We start from the raw sequence: 17,601 nt of genomic DNA on the forward strand, positions 1-17,601 counted from the left end.
GCTGCTGAGAGGGGGCCTCGGCGCCACGGAGGGGCCTCGACACATCGAACCCCGCGAAAGGAAAGACCCATGACGCTGGTGATGGGCGTGGACTCGTCCACGCAGTCGTGCAAGGTCGTCATCCTCGACGCCGCGTCCGGATCCGTCGTGCGCACCGGCCGTGCGGCGCATCCGGACGGTACGGCCGTCGACCCCGAGGCGTGGTGGCGCGCGCTGAACGCCGCGATCGCCGACGCCGGAGGCATCGACGACGTCGAGGCCTGGTCCATCGGCGGCCAGCAGCACGGCATGGTCGCGCTCGATGCGTCCGGATCCGTGATCCGCGACGCGCTGCTGTGGAACGACACCCGCTCGGCCGGCGCCGCGCAAGACCTGATCGCGGAGTTCGGCGCGTCCGAGCTCGCGGCGCGCACGGGGCTCGTGCCGGTGGCGTCGTTCACGATCACCAAGCTGCGCTGGCTGCGCGACGCGGAGCCGGAGAACGCGGCGCGCGCGGCTGCCGTGGCGCTGCCTCATGACTGGTTGACCTGGCGTCTGCGCGGATACGGGCCTGCGGGGGCGTCGCCGCTCGGACCGGTGCTGGACGAGCTCGTCACCGACCGCTCCGACGCGAGCGGCACCGGCTACTGGAGCCCGGCAGACGGCGGTTACGACCGGGCGCTGCTCGTCGCCGCGCTCGGGCACGACGCGATCCTGCCACGAGTGCTGGGCCCTGACGAGTCGGTCGCGGATCCGGCCGGTCGCCGCGTCGCCCCCGGCGCCGGGGACAACGCCGCGGCCGCGCTCGGGCTCGGAGCGGAGCCCGGCGACGTCGTGGTGTCGATCGGCACTTCGGGCACGGTGTGCGCGATCAGCCGCGCGCCGATCGCGGATCCGTCCGGCACGGTCGCAGGGTTCGCCGACGCGACCGGGAACTTCCTCCCGCTCGTGGCGACGCTGAACGCGGCGCGCGTGCTCGATGTCACCGCGGCGCTGCTCGGGGTCGGGCACGACGAGCTCAGCGACCTCGCGCTGCACGCCTCCGCCGGGGCCGACGGGCTGACTCTGCTGCCGTACTTCGAGGGCGAGCGCACCCCGAACCTCCCTGACGCCACGGCGTCGCTGACCGGGATGACGCTCGCCTCCACCACGCGCGCGAACCTCGCCCGCGCCGCCGTCGAAGGGATGCTGCGCGGCCTGGGCGCCGGGCTCGACGCCCTCCGCGGGCTCGGCATCCCCCTCGAGCGCGCGTTGCTCATCGGCGGTGGCGCGCAGTCCGAGGCCGTGCGCCGGATCGCACCCGAGATCCTCGGTGTGCCGGTCGTGGTGCCCGAACCGGGCGAGTACGTGGCACTGGGGGCCGCACGACAGGCTGCCGCTCTGACGGGACACCCGGCGCTCCAGCCCCACGGCGTGGATCGGACCTAGGCTGACGGGCATGCCGCTGACCGATCTCCCCCTCGCCGACCTGCGCACCTACCTTCCCGAGGTCGCCGAACCCGCCGACTTCGACACGTTCTGGCAGGACACGCTCGCCGGATCCCGAGAGCTCGCCGCCCCTGCCGAGCTGTCACCCGCGACGACCCCGATCGACGAGCTCATCGTCGAGGACCTCGCTTTCTCCGGCTTCGGCGGCGAGCGGATCCGCGGCTGGGTCACCCGCCCTCGCCGCGAGGGGCGCCTGCCCGTCGTCATCGAATACCTCGGCTACGGCGGTGGCCGCGGCATCCCCGGCGAGCGCCTCCAGTGGGCGGCCTCGGGATATGCGCACGTGCTCATGGACACCCGCGGCCAGGGCGCCGGCTGGGGATCCGGCGGCGCCACCCCGGATCCGCACGGATCGGACGGGGCGACGCCCGGCTTCATGACACGCGGCATCGCCCGCCCCGAGGATTACTACTACCGCCGGGTGTTCACCGACGCCGCGCTCCTCGTGGATGCCGTGCAGGGCTTCGCGTTCGCCGACCCGGCGCGGATCGCGGTGACCGGTGGCAGCCAGGGCGGGGGCATCAGCATCGCCGTGGCGGCACTGCACCCCGGCGTCGCCGCGGTCATGCCCGACGTGCCGTTCCTGAGCCACTTCCGGCGCTCCGTCGCGCTGACCCCCGAGCACCCGTTCCGCGAGATCGAGCGCTATCTCGCGGTGCACCGCGACCGCGTCGAGCAGGCCTTCCAGACCCTGTCGTATTTCGACGGCGTGAACTTCGCACGTCGCATCATCAAGCCGGCGTTGTTCTCGGTGGCGCTCATGGACGACATCGTGCTGCCGTCCAGCGTCTTCGCCGCGTACAACCACCTGGCGACGGACGACGCGACGATCGAGGTCTACGAGTTCAACGGCCACGAGGGCGGCGGCTTCGCCCAGTGGCTGCGCCAGACCGCCTGGCTCGCCGAGCGCCTCTGACGCGCCGCTGTTCTGGCGGGTCGGATCCCCCCGCCGACACGCGGGCCGTTCAGGTCGCACTTTCGGCTCCAAAAAACCCGGATTCGGGACCGAAAGTGCGACCCGAACAGGGGAAGTGCGACCTGAACGGGCGAGAAGGGTCGCAACATCCGGGAAACACGCACTGCGTACACTCGGGGACGCCACAAGCACGCACTCCCCCGAAGGACCCACCATGTCCGGTACGCCGTCACCCGCGCCCATCACCGTGTCGATCCGCCGTGAGGTCGACCCCGCCCGCATCGCCGAGGCCACCGCCTGGGTGCAGACCGGGGTGAATCTCGCGAGCGGCCACCCAGGTTTCCTCGGATCCGGGTGGGTGCGCGACGGCGAGGACTCGCACCACTGGCACATGCTCTACCGCTTCGCCGACGAGGCGGCCCTGGACGCGTGGGAGGCCTCGAGCGAACGGGCCTGGTGGCTGTCGATGGGCGAGCAGTTCGTGCGCAGCGAGCGCGTACGCCGCCGCACCGGGATCGAGGGCTGGTTCGACGAGCCGTCGACCGGGACGATCTCGGTGCCGACCTCGACCGGCGCGACCACGGTGACCGTGGCCCCGGCGCCGCCGCGGTGGAAGCAGGCGGTGTCGATCTGGCTCGGCTTCTTCCCGATGAACCTCGTCTTCACCTATCTCATGAGCCCCGTGCCCGGGTGGAACGGCCTGCCGATCTGGCTGCGCGTGCTCGCGACCACGATCGTGCTGACGCCGGTCATGACGTACTGGGTGCTGCCGTTCGTGACGCGCTCGCTGCGCCGGTGGCTGGCCCGCTGAACGGCCGCCTCCCGTTTCAAAGCGCGCAAATGGCTGCATCTGCGACGCAAAAGGGGCCATTTGCGCGCTCTGAAATCCCGGGTCAGACCTCGACGTGCCGCTCCGCCACGCCGTCGTAGGCGGACAGCGGACGAATCAGGGCGTTYGACGCGGCCTGCTCYATGACGTGCGCGGTCCAGCCGGTGACCCGCGACGCCACGAACAGCGGCGTGAACGTGAGCGTGTCGAAGCCGATGAGGTTGTACGCCGGACCTGACGGGTAGTCGAGATTCGGGTGGATCCCCTTGCGGGCGACGAACTCGTCCGCCAGCGTCGTGTACAGGTCGAGCACCTCGGGGCGGTCGTAGTGCTCCACGAGCGTGTCCAGCGCGGCCTTCATGGTCGGCACGCGCGAGTCGCCCTTCTTGTAGACGCGGTGCCCGAAGCCCATGATCTTGCGCTTCTCGGCGAGGGCCGTGTCGAGCCATGCGTTGACGTTCGCCGCCTCGCCGATCTCGTCGAAGATGTGCAGCACCGCCTCGTTCGCGCCGCCGTGCAGCGGTCCCTTCAGCGCGCCGATCGCGCCGACCACCGCGGAGTACAGGTCGCTCAGCGTCGAGGTGATGACGCGCGCCGTGAAGGTCGACGCGTTGAAGGAGTGCTCCGCGTACAGGATCATCGAGCGGTTGAATGCATCGACGACGACCGGATCCGGCTCGGTGCCGAACGTCATCCAGAGGAAGTTCGCGGAGTAGTCCAGGTCGTCGCGCGGGGCGACGATGCCCTCGCCGCGTCGGCGGCGCTGCCCGTAGGCGACGATCGCCGGCAGCGCGGCGAAGAGCCGGACGCTGCGCTCGAGGTTCTGCTCCGGCGTGCCGCTCGCGTCGAGGACGGATCCGGATCCGGCCGCGTCGGAGGCGCCGAGCAGGCTGACCGCCGTGCGGATCTCGTCCATTGGATGCGCCTCGACCGGCACGAGGTCGATCGCGGCCTTGACGTTCGCGGCGAGCGCGCGGTGTTCGCGCTCGGTCGCGCGCAGGTCGGCCAGCTGCTGCGTGGTGGGCAGCTCACCGTTCCAGAGCAGGTAGGCGACGGCCTCGAACGGCTGGGTCGCTGCGAGTTCCTGCACGGGGTAGCCGCGGTAGAGCAGGCTGTTGGTCTCGGGGTTGACCTTCGAGATCGCCGTCGTGTCGACGACGACGCCGGCGAGGCCCTTCTTGATGTCGGGGTCGCTCATGTCACTCCTTCGTGTGCGCACGGTGTCCGAGCGGGGCTCAGAGACCGAGCTCCTTGTCGATGCGGAAGTTGAAGACGTTCGTGTCGAAGTGGTTGTACGACTCGTAGTCGATGAGGTCGTACAGATCCGCGCGGTGCTGCATCTCACCGAGCTTCGAGGTCAGGTGCCCCTCCTCGTTCAGGGTATCCAGCGCGCGCCCGGTCGCACCCATCGCGATCCGGAGCATCGAGACCGGCCAGATCACGATGCTCACACCGGCGCCCTTGAGCTGCGCCGTCGTGAACAGCTCGCTCTTGCCGAACTCCGTCATGTTCGCCAGGATCGGCACGTCGAGCTCGGACGCCATCCGTTCGAACTCGGCGAGCGTGCGCATCGCCTCGGGGAAGATCGCATCCGCCCCGGCGTCGACGAGCGCCTTGGCCCGGTCGACCGCGGCGTCCATGCCCTCCACGGCGCGGATGTCGGTGCGCGCCATGATGAGGAAGTTCGGATCCCGGCGGGCGTCGACCGCGGCCCTGATGCGCTTGGTCGCGGTCGACTCGTCGACCACCGCCTTGCCGTCCAGGTGACCGCAGCGCTTGGGGTTGATCTGGTCCTCGATGTGGGTGCCGGCGAGCCCGGCATCCTCGAGGGTCTGGATCGTGCGGGCCACGTTCATGGGCTCGCCGAAGCCGGTGTCGGCATCGATGATCGCCGGCAGTTCGGTCATCCGGGCGATCTGCTGCCCTCGCCCCGCCACCTCGGTGAGCGTGGTGAGGCCGATGTCGGGCAGGCCCAGATCCGCGGACAGSACGGCGCCGGAGATGTAGACCCCGTCGAAGCCCTTGCGCTCGATGAGCCGGGCGGAGAGCGGGTTGAACGCACCGGGGAAGCGCAGCAGCTCCCCCGCCGCGAGCCGCTCCCGCAGGATCCGCCGCTTCTCCGCGGCCGGTGTGGTGGAGTACAGCATCAGAACAGGCCCTTGGGCGCCGGTGCCATCGCGAGCACGCCGGGCGCGGCGACGATCGAGAGCTGGGCGACCTCCTCCGCGGTGAGCTCGGGCAGGCGCTGCACGAGCTCCAGGAAGCGGTCGATCTCCGTAGGCTCCAGCACGGGCTCAGCGAGGATCCGGAACTTGCGGATGTAGTCCTCCCGGGCGAACGGCCTGGCGCCGAGGGGGTGCGCGTCGGCGACGGCGATCTCGTCGGTCACCGTCTCGCCGTTCGTCAGGCGGATCTCSACGCGTCCGCCGAASGCCTTCTCRGCSGGGTCGATCGAGTGGTAGCGGCGGGTCCACTCCKSGTCCTCGGCSGTGGTGATCTTGTGCCAGAGCGCCACGGTGTCCTCGCGCTGCGCACGCTCGGGCGCGTAGGAGTCGACGTGGTGCCAGCTGCCGTCCTGCAGTGCCACCGCGAAGATGTACGGGATCGAGTGGTCCAGCGTCTCCCGGGACGCGTGCGGGTCGTACTTCTGCGGATCGTTCGCACCGGATCCGATCACGTAGTGCGTGTGGTGGCTGGTGTGGATCACGATCGAGTCGACGTTCGCAGGATTCGTCAGCTCCGGACGCTCGTTGTGCAGCTTGYGTGCGAGGTCGATCCAGGCCTGCGCCTGGTACTCCGCGGAGTGCTCCTTCGTGTACGTGTCGAGGATCGCGCGCTTGGACTCGCCGGTCACGGGCAGCGGCACGTCGTACGACGCGTCCGGGCCGTCCAGCATCCAGGCGATCACGCCGTCCTCGCCCTCGTAGATCGGGCTCGGCGAGGTCTCGCCGCGCATCGCCCGGTCGACGGCCTCGACCGCCATCTTGCCGGCGAAGGCCGGGGCGTGCGCCTTCCACGTGGAGATCTCACCCTTGCGGCTCTGCCGCGTGGCGGTCGTGGTGTGCAGCGCCTGGCCGACCGCCTGGTAGATCGTCTCCACGTCGAGGCCGAGCAGGGTGCCGATACCGGCGGCAGCGGAGGGGCCGAGGTGCGCGACGTGGTCGATCTTGTGCGCGTGCAGGCTGATCGCCTTCACCAGGTCGACCTGGATCTCGTACCCGGTCGCGATGCCGCGCACAAGGGCACGACCGTCGGCGCCGACGTGCTGCGCCACCGCGAGGATCGGCGGGATGTTGTCGCCCGGGTGCGAATACTCGGCGGCGAGGAAGGTGTCGTGGTAGTCCAGCTCGCGCACGGCGACGCCGTTCGCCCAGGCGGCCCACTCCGGGCTCGTGCGGCGCTCGAGCGCGCAGCCGAACACGGTGGATCCGGATCCGTTCACCGAGACCGGGTGGTCCAGCGCCTGCTGGCGGGCGGCGCTGACGGGGGCGCGGGTGAGCGAGGCGGCCGCGACGGAGGCGTTGTCGATCACGCGGTTGATGATCATGTCGACGACGTCGGCGTCGACCTCGACAGGGTCGGCGGCGATCTCGGCGAGGCGCCAGGCGAGCTGCCCCTCGCGCGGGAGCTGCTCGTCGCTGCGGTGCACGCGGAGGTGGTGGGTGACGGTCATGCTCTGGCCTTCTTTCCGGACGGGGTCGTGGTGTCGGGATCCGCACCGGCGAGCGAGTCGAGGATGCTCGCGAGCGCGTTGTGCAGGTGGACGTGGGTGGCGTGCGCGGCCAGGTCGCCGTCTCCGGATCCGATCGCCTCCGCGATCAGGCGGTGCTCGCCGGCACTCGCGGCGAGGCGGGCGGGCTTGTCCCGCGCCATCCGGCGCACGCGCACCAGGTGGGTGCGCACGGTGCGCAGGGCCGCGGTGAGGTAGTCGTTGCCGACAGCAGCGTCGAGCGCCTCGTCGAAGCGGGCGATGAGCGCGTAGTACTGGGCGCGCCCCTCCTCGTCTCCGAGGGAGCGCGCAGCGTGGGCGAAGCGATCGGCGAGATCGGCGAACTCGGCGCGCTCAGCGGCGGCCGCGGCCGCGCGCGCGGTGCTCTCCTCCAGCGCGCGGCGCAGCGCGAACAGGTCGCGAATGTCGTCGGCGTCGAGCGCGGCGACAACGGTGATGCGCGGCGAGACCTGCTCGACGAGCCCGTCCGCGGTCAGCCGGCGCAGTGCCTCACGCAGCGGAGTGCGGCTCACGCCGAGCCGCTCGGCCTGCTCGACCTCGGCGAGCACGGTGCCGGCGGCGAGGGATCCGGACTGGATCTCCTCGAGCAGCGCGCGGTACGCGAACTCCCCCGCGCGCATCCCCTCGGCGATGATGGTCATGCCATCAGTGTATGCACAAACGCGACCCATGGGCGAGCATCGCCCGAAGTGGAGCTATTTCGTATACATTGAACGTCAATGCAGTGTGGCGACAGGCTCCGGCATCGCTTCCGGATCCACCTCGTCGACGATGGGCTCCCCGAGCTTCACGAGCACCACGCCGACGAGCACGAGCGCACCGCCGAACGCCTGCACCAGATCGGGCAGCTGACCCAGGAACAGCCAGCCGAACAGCAGCGCGGCGATCACCTCGGAGAGGGCCACGAACGACGCGAAGCGGGATCCCAGCCTGCGCGTCGAGACGATGCCGAGCACGTAGGCGAGCGCCGTGGCGATCACCCCGACCGCGATCACGGGAACGAACCAGGGCAGCGTGCCGAATCGGTAGGTGACGTCGTGGGTGTTCCACGCCATCGGCAGGATCCCGGTCGCCCCGGCGACGGTCAGGCCGATCGCCCCGATCAGCAGTCCCAGTCCGGCGAGAGCGATCGGAGGGAGGCCCGTGTCGCCGCGGCCGGAGAGCAGGAAGTAGGTGGCCGCTCCGACCATCGCACCGAGCGCCCACAGGATCCCGATCGGATCGACCCGGGATCCGGTGAAGACCTCCAGCATGAGCACGAGTCCGACGAACGCGACGATCGCCCCGACCACGCCAAGAGCACCCGGGCGCTCGCCGCGGCGGAGCCAGAGCCAGAGCACGACGGCGATCGGCGCGGTGTACTCGACGAGCAGCGCAAGGCCGACGTCCATCACGGCCACGGCCTGGAAGAAGCACAGCTGCGCCGCGGTGACGGCGAGCAGCCCGTAGACGAGGATCATGCCCGCGTGCTTGCGCACCACGCCCCAGCGACCCCGCAGCGCGAGCAGCGTCGGCACGAGCAGCACGAGCGCGGCCACCCACATGCGCACGGTCACGGCGGCGCCGGGGCTCCAGCCCGCATCCATGAGGCCGCGCGCCCACGCGCCGCTCATCCCGAACGAGAGTGCAGCACCGAGGGCGAAGACGAGTCCGGCGCGCATGCCGCCGGCCCGCTTGTCATTTGCCACTGCGCTCATGACATGTGACGCTACCCGGATGAGATGTAAGATGTCAACATGATCTTCACCGATGACACCGAGGAGACCCTCCGGGCCGCCGTGTGGCTCGTGAACTCGGCCGAGGATCCGGACACCCTCGTCTCCCTCAGCGATGAGGCAACCTTCCTCGGAGGGTTCGGGTACACCGGACGGATCGATCGCGATGAAGCGGAGCTGGCGGGATTGCGGGAGCTCCGCCCGCAGCTGCGCACCATGCTGCTGGCCCCGCGCGACGACATGGCCGCAGCCGTCAACGACGCCCTGGCTCACGTCTCCCTGACGCCGCGCCTGGCCCGCCACGGCGACCTGGACTGGCACCTGCATGCGGTGGCCGACGACCACCCCCTCCCCGAGCGCGTGCTGGTCGAGACCGCGATGGCCCTGATCGACGTGATCCGCGCGGAGGAGGGTTCCCGCATCTCCGTCTGCGCGGACGACACCTGCGAGTCCGTCGCCCTGGATCTCTCGCGCAACCGGTCGAAGCGCTACTGCTCCACGGCCTGCGCCAACCGCAACGCCGTCGCCGCCTATCGAGCTCGCCGCGCCGAGGCCTGACGCCCGCTATCTTCGAGTCGCCCCGCCGGCGCACGCGATGGCGTCCGCCCATGGGGACCACTCGGGAGCATGGACGCCCGGATCCGACCTCCGCGCGATCGCGTGGCGGTCAGGCGGCGACCAGGTCCGTCTCGGCCTCCTGCGCATCGCGTGCCGGCTCGGCGAGCACGCGTCGCGAGCGCGCGAACGCCGCGCCGATGACGACGAGCAAGACGCCCGCGACAGCCCACAGTGCCAGACGCAGTGCGTCGAAGCCGATGCTCTGATCCGGGAAGTAGGTGAGCGCCCTGGCAGCGTCGAGCCAGGCGGCGCCGTTCCAGAACGAGTGCAGGCCCGCGAAGAACCAGGGCGACAGGCTGGCGGGATAGACACCGCCAGAACTCGTGAAGTTCAGCATCACGAACAGCGCGGTGAGTGCCGGCGTGGTCCACTTGCCGAGGATCGGGTGCAGGCCGATCCCGATCGACAGGATGCCGAAGACATAGAGGGCTCCGAGCAGCCAGATGCTCCACTCGTTGCCGTTCAGCGCCTGATAGACGCCCCCGCCGATGATCACCGCGATCGCGGAGAGGACGAACGACACGACCGCACCGATCCCGAGGCGCCAGCCGGCGCGCAGCCGCGCGGTGGCCGCGGCGATCGCGACCGCACTCGCATAAGCGCCCACGCTCAGAGCCACGAGCAGGAAGAAGAGCGTCTGCCCGCCCGGATCCTRCACGGTGCCGGGGCGGACGTCGACGACGTTGACCGGCAGATGCTGCTGGTAGGCGATCGGCAGGAAGATCGTCTCCGCGGTGGCGGCGCCGGCCTCGGAAGCCGCGCGGGAGACGTAGAGGTTCGCCCCCTCAGGCGTCGCCTCGTAGGCCGCGAGGATCTTCTGATCGACGATCCACCGCTTCGCCTGCGCAGCGTCGGCGACCGTGCGCACGGCGACCTTGCCGTCGCCCTTGTCGTTCAGCGTCTGCGCGAAGACGGCCGCCTGTGGCGTCGTCCCGACGACGGCGACCGGCAGATCGTGTGCGCTGGGGGCGTGGAATGCGCCCAGGTAGGCGAACGCCATGCCGATCGCGAGGAAGAGCGGAATGAGCAGGTGCGCCCCGATCGAGCGCCACGTGGCCGCGGACGGAAGGCCGAGGGCGGGGCCGCGCTGCGCGGAGGCGCGCGTCGGGGCGAGGGACGACGGAGCGGAGGCGGCGGTCAGAGTCGGCGCGGCGGTCACGATGCTCATTTCACGGGGGACGACATCAATGTTGCAAAACGCAACAGGAACGTCATGAACCATACCACGTAAGTTGTGTTAGGCAACACATGGACCTAGACTCCGGGCATGCCCTCCGACCGCATCTCCCCCGCGCCTCCACCGGATGACGCGCGCGACGCGGCGCTGGCGCGGGTGCACACCGGACTGAGCGTCGTCGCGCGCCGCGGCGCCACGCGCAATCGCTCCTCCGGCACCATCTCGCATGTCGACCAGACGCTGCTGAGGATGCTCGCGGACAATCCGGGCGCGCGCGTCGTCGACATCGCCGAGTACTTCGGCTTCAACCGGTCGACCGCTTCACGACAGACCGCCGCGCTGCTCGAGGCTGGGCTCATCGAAGAGGTGCCGGCGGAGGCCTCCAGCAGCTCTCGCCGCGGACAGCCGCTTCAGCTCTCGACACGCGGCCAGGATCTGCTCTCTGCGCAGGCGGGGGCGATGCGCGACGTCACCGACCGCCGCATGCGCGAGTGGACGACCGCGGACGTCGCGCGATTCGCCGAGATCCTCGAGCGCTACAACTCCGGCCCGGAGGCGTGACGCACAGGCGAGGGCGCTCGCAGCCCTCTTGGTTCGGACTGCCTCGACGGACGGCGGTCCCCGGTCCGCGTCGACGACCCCGGCTACCCTCGTTGTCATGACCTCCGACTGGACCGGATCCGCCATCGCCCTGCTCGAGGCGGACGGGAACCGCAGCGCCGACACCCACCTGCATGTGTTCCCGCTGCCCGCGGAATGGGGCATCGACCTCTACCTCAAGGACGAGTCGGTGCACCCGACCGGTTCCCTGAAGCATCGGCTCGCCCGGTCGCTGATCCTGTACGGACTGGTCAATGGCCGCATCCACGAGGGCACGACACTGGTCGAGGCGTCGAGCGGATCCACGGCCGTGTCCGAGGCGTACTTCGCGCGGATGCTGGGGCTGCCGTTCGTCACGGTCGTGCCGCGCTCGACCAGCCAGGAGAAGATCGACCTCATCGAGTTCTACGGCGGGCGCTGCCACTTCGTGGACTCCGGAGCGGCGATGTACGCCGAGGCCGAGCGCCTCGCATCCGAGTGCGGCGGGCATTACCTCGACCAGTTCACCTATGCCGAGCGTGCGACCGACTGGCGCGGCAACAACAACATCGCCGAGAGCGTGTTCAGCCAGTTGAGCCGCGAGCGGCACCCGATCCCGAGCTGGATCGTCGTCGGCGCCGGCACCGGCGGCACGAGCGCGACCTTCGGCCGCTATGTGCGCTACCGTCGCCACGACACCCGCATCGCCGTCGTGGACCCCGAGGGCTCGGCCTTCTACGGCGGCTGGCGCAACGGGGATCCGTCGTTCACGACCGGCACCCCGAGCCGGATCGAGGGCATCGGACGACCGCGCGTCGAGCCCTCGTTCGTACCCGGCGTCATCGACGAGATGATCCCCGTGCCCGACGCCGCATCGATCGCCGCGATCCGGCTGCTCAAGCAGCGCACCCTGCACTGGGCGGGCGGATCCACCGGCACGAACCTCGTCGGCGCGTTCCAGCTCATCGCCCGGATGCTGCGCGACGGCGAGCGCGGCAGCGTGGTCACCCTCATCTGCGACGGCGGCGCCCGCTACCTCGACACCTACTACTCCGACGACTGGGTCGCCGCGAAGGGCTGGGATCTCGCCCCGCACCGCGCGCGCCTGGAGCAGTTCCTCGCCACCGGGGAGTGGACCGAGGGCTGAGCCGGGCCTCGGCCCCAGCCGGCCCCGAGGATCCCGCGGCTGACCGCGAGACCGAAACGGCGTCCCGAGACCGACGTTCTTGTCCTCGGTCTCGGGACAGGGGTTCGGTCTCGCGGTCCGGGACCGGGCTCCCCTACGCTGGCGGCATGACCACGCTCATCCTCACCCTCGTCGGATCCGATCGTCCCGGTCTCGTCGCGACCGTCGCGCACATCGTCGACGAGCACGGCGGCAACTGGGAGAACAGCAGCCTCGCCGAGCTCGCAGGCACGTTCGCCGGTGTGGTCCAGGTATCGGTGCCCGTCGAGCGGGTCGAGGAGCTGCGCGCGTCGCTGCACGGGCTCGACGGACTGCTCACGATCGCGGTGCATCCGGGATCCGGATCCGAATCGGCCGAGGCCGCGCAGGAGCTGTCGATCCAGGTGCTCGGCAACGACCGGCCGGGCATCGTGCGCGAGATCTCCAGCGTGCTGAACGAGCACGCCCTGAGCATCGASAGCATGACCACCGAGACCCGTGATGCGGCGATGGCCGGCGGACGCCTGTTCGAGGCGTCGGTGGTCGCACGTGTGCCGGCGGATGCGGATCCGGAGGCCCTGCGCGCCGCGCTGGAGCGGATCGCGCACGACCTCCAGGTCGACATCACCGTCGGCTGAGTGCCCCTTCGGCAAGCGTCGGCACGCAGTTGGCGCGCTGGACTGCACCGTATTCAGGATGGATTCGGGGGCGAGGCCCGTGTTGACGTGCACATGGGCGCCGATTGCAAATCCAGCCTGATTTACGTACGCACGCGTCGGGCGAGACCCCGGTGACGGGCGACGGAGCCGCGCAAGACGGCCCGGCCGCACGGGCTCGGGCCGTCTTGCGGGCCGGCCGTCAGACCAGGCGCTCCTTCGGCGACACCTCGTAGGTGTCCTCCGGATCGTCGTTCACGACGCCCGCGAGCGCCTCGTCGATCGCGGCGAGGGTGTCGGCGTCGAGCACCACGCCGGACGCCTTGACCGTGTCCGCGAGCTGCTCCGGGCGGGACGCGCCGACCAGGGCGGCCGCCACGTTCTTGTTCTGCAGCACCCAGGCGATCGCGAGCTGCGGCATCGTGAGGCCCGCCTGCGCCGCGATCGGCTTGAGCCGCTGCACAGCGGTGAGGATGTCGTCCTGCAGGAGGCGCTGGATGAAGTGCGCGCCCGAGTGCGGATCCGTCGCGCGCGACCCCTCCGGCACCGGCTGCCCGGGCAGGTACTTGCCGCTCAGTACGCCCTGCGCCATCGGCGACCAGACGATCTGCGAGATCCCGAGCTCCTCCGACGCCGGCACGACCTTGCCCTCGATCGCCCGGTGCAGCATCGAGTACTGCGGCTGGTTCGAGATGAGCTGCACGCCCAGCTGCTTCGCCAGCGCGTGGCCCGCGCGGAGCTGCTCCGCGGTCCACTCCGAGACGCCGATGTAGAGCGCCTTGCCCTGGCGGACGACATCGGCGAACGCCTGGAACGTCTCCTCCAGCGGCGTCTCGTAGTCGAAGCGGTGCGCCTGGTACAGGTCGACGTAGTCGGTGCCGAGTCGCTTCAGCGATCCGTTGATCGACTCGAGGATGTGCTTGCGGCTGAGACCGGTGTCGTTCGGGCCCTTGGGGCCGGTCGGGAAGTAGACCTTGGTGAAGATCTCGAGGCTCTCGCGGCGCTGACCCTCGAGGGCCTTGCCCAGCACGAGCTCCGCCGCCGTGTTGGCGTAGGTGTCGGCGGTGTCGAACGTCGTGATGCCGGCATCGAGCGCGGCGTGCACCGTCTTGACCGCGGCGTCGTCCTCGACCTGCGAGGCGTGAGTGACCCAGTTGCCGTAGGTGATCTCGGAGACCTTCAGACCGCTGTTGCCCAGGTATCGGTAGTTGACCATGGCTCCAGCGTAGGCGTGACCGGACACACCTCGGGCCGGATCCGCCTCGGGATGTCACACGGAAGCGGCCACGCGATGCATCACTCCGACATCTGCTTGCGCAGCCAGAACTCGGTCTGGGCCACGTGACCTGCGGCCGCCGCGGATGCCGCTGCAGGATCGCGGGCGATCAGGCCCCGTACGATCGCGCGGTGCCCGGCGTCCGAGAGGATCTTGAGCTGAGCGGCGTCCTCGTCGTCGAAGATCCGGTATTGGCGGGTGCGCGAGCGCAGCACCTCGAGGAGGCTGGTGAGCGCCGCGTTCCCGGCGAGTTCGGCGATGCGCATGTGGAACTCGTGGTCCAGGCGCGACGCCTCGTCGTGATCGGGGCACTCGGCGATCCGCTCGACGAGCTCGGTGAGCCCGGCCAGCAGAGCGTCGTCGCCCCGTGCCGCCGCGATCGATGCCGCGTGCGCCTCCAGTGGACGGCGGATCTCGACGAGTTCCAGGATGGCATCCAGAGGCAGCACGTCCACGGTCAGCGACAGCCCGCGGATCAGATCGGCGGGACGCAGGCTGCTGACATAGCTGCCCGATCCGTGCCTGGTCTCGAGCACCCCGAGCGCCGACAGTGTACGGATCGCCTCGCGCACCGATCCGCGCGAGACGCCGAGCTGCTCGCCGAGCTCACCCTCGCTCGGCAGCTTGTCCCCCGGCTTCAGTTCCCCGTCGGCGATGAGCGCCCGCAATCCGTGCAAGGCGGTCTCCCGAGCGCTCATGCTTCTCCTTCGATCCGTTCCCTTGAGTGTGCCGTTTCGCACGCCCCAGGGGTAGTTGTTCTACGACTATGGTGAAACCTGATCGTAACAGTGGCTATTTCCGGGGTTTCATGCCAAAGTTGTGCGACAAGTCACCCCGTCCCCGACCGTGAGGATCCGCGCGCACCATGCCCGACGCCGACACGACCGTCCGCACCTCCCCCGTGCGCCTGGCCACTTTCGAGCGCGCACGCGACGCGTGGCCCCTCGACCCGGCGATCGTGCACCTGAACCACGGATCCTTCGGCGCCGTGCCGACCGAGGTCGTCGACCTTCAGGATTCCCTGCGCCGCGAGGCAGACCTCAGCCCGATCGGCTGGTTCCCCCGGATCGCGGAGAAAGTCGAGGCCGCGCGCAGCGAGGTCGCCCCGTTCGTGGGCGCCGACCCCGCCGACACCGCCTTCGTACCGAACGCGTCGGCCGCGGCGACGGTCGTGTACAACGCGCTGCAGCTGGATCGGGACGACGAGATCCTCGTCACGGACCACGGCTACGGTGCGGTCACCATGGGCGCGGCACGGCTGGCCCGCCGGTTCGGCGCCCGCCTGCGCACGGTCGCGCTCGGCCTGCTGGACGATGCGGAGACCGTCGTCGCCCGCTTCGCCGAGGAGATCGGACCGCGCACGCGCCTCATCGTGGTCGACCAGATCACGTCCTCCACGGCCCGTCGCTTCCCCACGGCCGAGATCACCGCCCTCGCACACGAGCGCGGCGTGCGCGTCCTCGTCGACGGCGCCCACGCCCCCGGCCTGATCCCCGACGCGGCGGTCGCGGGCGGCGGCGACTGGTGGTTCGGCAACATGCACAAGTGGCCCTGCGCACCCCGCGGATCGGCCTTGCTCGTCACCCGGGCGCCCGACCGGGACGAGCTCTGGCCGCTCATCGACTCCTGGGCCGCGACGGACGCGTACCCCGTGCGCTTCGACACGCAGGGCACGATCGACGCCACGACCTACCTCGCGACCCCCGCCGCGATCGCCTTCATCGAGCGCGAGCACGGCTGGGAGCGCACGCGCCGCACCATCTCCGAGATCGCCGATGCGGGTGCGCGGATCATCGCGGACGCGTTCGAGCACGCCGCCGACGAGCCGGCCCTGGTGGAGCTTCCGATGCCCGTGCCCTCGATGCGTCTGATCCGGCTGCCTCTCGGCATCGGCCGGACCCGCGAGGAGGCCGACGACCTGCGCATGCGCCTGTTCGACGAGGTCGGTGTGGAGACCGCCTTCACGAGCTTCGCCGGCGCCGGCTACTTCCGCCTCTCTGCCCACCTCTACAACGAGCCCGCCGACTTCGAGGCGTTCGCCGAGCGCTGCGTGCCGCGGATCCTCGAACTCGCCCGACGCTGACCGGCTCCGCCCGGACGCTGGCCGACCGTCCCCTCCCCTGCACCGTCCCCTGCAACACCCAACGAAAGGAAGCCCCATGGTGAAGCGCACCCGACTCGCCTCGATCGCCGGGGTGGGCATCGTCGCCCTCCTCGCGCTCAGCGCCTGCTCCGGCGGAGCGACGAGCGGAAGCGGATCCGCCGACGGCAAGGTCACCCTCCAGATGGTGGAGAGCCTGACCAATCCCGACCGCACCAAGCTCATCCGCGGCCTGCTCGACGACTTCCAGAAGGCCAATCCGAACATCACGGTCAAGCTGGTCTCACCGCCGACCGAGCAGGCCGACACGACCATCCAGCAGATGCTGCAGTCCGGCAAGGGCATCGACGTGCTGGAGACCCGCGACATCACGGTCGGGCCGTTCGCCAACAACCACTGGCTGTACGACATGACCAAGAATCTGAAGAGCTGGGACGGCTGGAGCGCGCTCACCGACAACGCCAAGAAGGCCGGCGTCTCCGACGGCAAGACCTGGTTCGTCCCCTATGGCTTCTACGGCCTCTCGCTGTTCTACCGCACCGATCTCGTGAAGTCCGCGGGCTTCGACGGGCCGCCGAAGTCCTGGAAGGATCTGCTCGAGCAGGCCTCGAAGATCCAGGATCCGGAGAAGAACCAGTACGGCTACGCATTCCGCGGGGGCAAGAACGCCAACTCGAACGTGGTCGCGGCGATCGAGGCGTACACGATCGACGATCTGGACACCTCGAACGCGTTCCTGCTCAAGGACGGCAAGACGATCTTCTCCTCGCCGGACGCGCAGAAGGGGGTCGACGACTACTTCGCGCTGTTCAAGAAGGCCTCTCCGCCGTCAGCCGTGTCGTGGGGCTACCCGGAGATGGTGGCCGGTTTCACCAACGGCACCACGGCGTTCCTGCTGCAGGATCCGGAGGTCATCGCCACGGTCTCGGCGTCGAGCCTGAAGCAGGACCAGTGGAACACCGCGCCGCTGCTGACCGGCCCGAGCGGCAAGGCGGCGCAGCCGCTGGCCGTCGCCGGCTGGGGCATCGCGCAGTCGAGCGCGCACAAGGACGCGGCCGTCAAGCTCGTCGAGTACCTGTCCTCGGCGAAGCCTGCCACCACATTCGCGCAGAAGAACAGCCTCGTCCCGATCATCGCGGCTGCCGCCAAGGACCCGTTCTACTCGACCGGCCCGTGGACGAGCTACGTCACCATGACCGAGCACCCCGACACCTACGTCAACGTGCAGCAGCCCCGCGGGGTCTCGTGGTGGACGGAGTGGATCCAGAAGTCCGACCAGGACGTGCAGAGCGTGYTGCTCGGCAACATGAGCACCAAGGAGCTGCTCGCCTCGTGGGACCAGTACTGGACGTCCAAGTACAAGAAGGGCTGA

Annotated in this window: 17 protein-coding genes; 9 read left to right on the forward strand and 8 right to left on the reverse strand. The window is 70.0% G+C overall.

Translation table 11 applies throughout. The features are described from left to right. The first annotated feature begins 69 nt into the window (after positions 1-69). From xylB to AC1DMN_RS11460, 3 genes are all read left to right on the forward strand, one after another. Positions 70-1,407 carry a xylulokinase gene (gene xylB / locus AC1DMN_RS11450; RefSeq protein ID WP_477230290.1) on the forward strand — a complete coding sequence of 446 codons (1,338 nt, stop codon included), beginning with the start codon at positions 70-72 and terminating at the stop codon, positions 1,405-1,407. A gap of 10 nt (positions 1,408-1,417) precedes the next feature. Next, entirely contained in the window at positions 1,418-2,383 is a 966-nt protein-coding gene (locus tag AC1DMN_RS11455; RefSeq protein WP_477230289.1) for an acetylxylan esterase, read from the forward strand. Between the two features lie 214 nt (positions 2,384-2,597). Beyond that, the gene (locus AC1DMN_RS11460; protein ID WP_477230288.1) at positions 2,598-3,194 is read left to right on the forward strand and encodes an antibiotic biosynthesis monooxygenase; all 597 of its coding nucleotides are present in this window, start codon (positions 2,598-2,600) and stop codon (positions 3,192-3,194) included. An 82-nt stretch (positions 3,195-3,276) separates the two neighbouring features. Here the strand turns inward: AC1DMN_RS11460 and AC1DMN_RS11465 are convergent, their stop codons facing one another. From AC1DMN_RS11465 to AC1DMN_RS11485, 5 genes are all read right to left on the reverse strand, one after another. Next, entirely contained in the window at positions 3,277-4,410 is a 1,134-nt protein-coding gene (locus AC1DMN_RS11465) for a bifunctional 2-methylcitrate synthase/citrate synthase (protein WP_477384242.1), read from the reverse strand. 37 nt (positions 4,411-4,447) lie between these two features. Continuing rightward, entirely contained in the window at positions 4,448-5,359 is a 912-nt protein-coding gene (gene prpB / locus AC1DMN_RS11470; RefSeq protein WP_440734250.1) for a methylisocitrate lyase, read from the reverse strand. Next, a complete protein-coding gene (locus AC1DMN_RS11475) occupies positions 5,359-6,885 on the reverse strand; it encodes an MmgE/PrpD family protein (RefSeq protein WP_477384244.1) in 1,527 nt (508 codons plus the stop codon). Before AC1DMN_RS11475 ends, prpB begins: the two co-directional genes overlap by 1 nt. Beyond that, entirely contained in the window at positions 6,882-7,562 is a 681-nt protein-coding gene (locus AC1DMN_RS11480; RefSeq protein ID WP_440734433.1) for a GntR family transcriptional regulator, read from the reverse strand. Before AC1DMN_RS11480 ends, AC1DMN_RS11475 begins: the two co-directional genes overlap by 4 nt. A gap of 96 nt (positions 7,563-7,658) precedes the next feature. Next, complete coding sequence (locus AC1DMN_RS11485) at positions 7,659-8,639, reverse strand: EamA family transporter (RefSeq protein WP_477230286.1); 981 nt, start codon at positions 8,637-8,639, stop codon at positions 7,659-7,661. 39 nt (positions 8,640-8,678) lie between these two features. Here AC1DMN_RS11485 and AC1DMN_RS11490 point away from each other — a divergent pair, with 39 nt between their 5' ends. Next, positions 8,679-9,215, forward strand: coding sequence for a CGNR zinc finger domain-containing protein (locus AC1DMN_RS11490; RefSeq protein ID WP_440734253.1), 537 nt, complete (start codon positions 8,679-8,681; stop codon positions 9,213-9,215). A gap of 109 nt (positions 9,216-9,324) precedes the next feature. On the opposite strand, the gene AC1DMN_RS11495 is transcribed toward AC1DMN_RS11490, so the two are convergent. Continuing rightward, positions 9,325-10,443 (reverse strand): ABC-2 transporter permease, encoded by a 1,119-nt coding sequence (locus AC1DMN_RS11495; protein WP_477384246.1) that lies wholly within the window; start codon positions 10,441-10,443, stop codon positions 9,325-9,327. A 99-nt stretch (positions 10,444-10,542) separates the two neighbouring features. Between AC1DMN_RS11495 and AC1DMN_RS11500 the strand changes: the two genes are divergently transcribed. The 3 genes from AC1DMN_RS11500 (at position 10,543) to AC1DMN_RS11510 (ending at position 12,834) form a co-directional block, all read left to right on the forward strand. Next, a complete protein-coding gene (locus AC1DMN_RS11500; protein WP_477230284.1) occupies positions 10,543-11,013 on the forward strand; it encodes a MarR family winged helix-turn-helix transcriptional regulator in 471 nt (156 codons plus the stop codon). A 97-nt stretch (positions 11,014-11,110) separates the two neighbouring features. Then, positions 11,111-12,178, forward strand: a complete 1,068-nt coding sequence (cds1, locus tag AC1DMN_RS11505; RefSeq protein WP_441976929.1) for an L-cysteine desulfhydrase Cds1 — start codon at positions 11,111-11,113, stop codon at positions 12,176-12,178. A gap of 146 nt (positions 12,179-12,324) precedes the next feature. Beyond that, a complete protein-coding gene (locus AC1DMN_RS11510; protein WP_477384248.1) occupies positions 12,325-12,834 on the forward strand; it encodes a glycine cleavage system transcriptional repressor in 510 nt (169 codons plus the stop codon). A gap of 220 nt (positions 12,835-13,054) precedes the next feature. Here the strand turns inward: AC1DMN_RS11510 and AC1DMN_RS11515 are convergent, their stop codons facing one another. Further along, entirely contained in the window at positions 13,055-14,068 is a 1,014-nt protein-coding gene (locus AC1DMN_RS11515) for an aldo/keto reductase family protein (protein ID WP_441976931.1), read from the reverse strand. A gap of 80 nt (positions 14,069-14,148) precedes the next feature. After that, positions 14,149-14,826, reverse strand: coding sequence for a FadR/GntR family transcriptional regulator (locus AC1DMN_RS11520; protein WP_477230283.1), 678 nt, complete (start codon positions 14,824-14,826; stop codon positions 14,149-14,151). 167 nt (positions 14,827-14,993) lie between these two features. Here AC1DMN_RS11520 and AC1DMN_RS11525 point away from each other — a divergent pair, with 167 nt between their 5' ends. Together AC1DMN_RS11525 and AC1DMN_RS11530 are read left to right on the forward strand one after the other, a co-directional pair. Beyond that, entirely contained in the window at positions 14,994-16,211 is a 1,218-nt protein-coding gene (locus AC1DMN_RS11525; protein WP_477230282.1) for an aminotransferase class V-fold PLP-dependent enzyme, read from the forward strand. A gap of 76 nt (positions 16,212-16,287) precedes the next feature. Continuing rightward, the gene (locus AC1DMN_RS11530; protein ID WP_477230281.1) at positions 16,288-17,601 is read left to right on the forward strand and encodes an ABC transporter substrate-binding protein; all 1,314 of its coding nucleotides are present in this window, start codon (positions 16,288-16,290) and stop codon (positions 17,599-17,601) included.

The sequence above is a fragment of the Microbacterium sp. 01T413_2 genome, assembly GCF_056398985.1.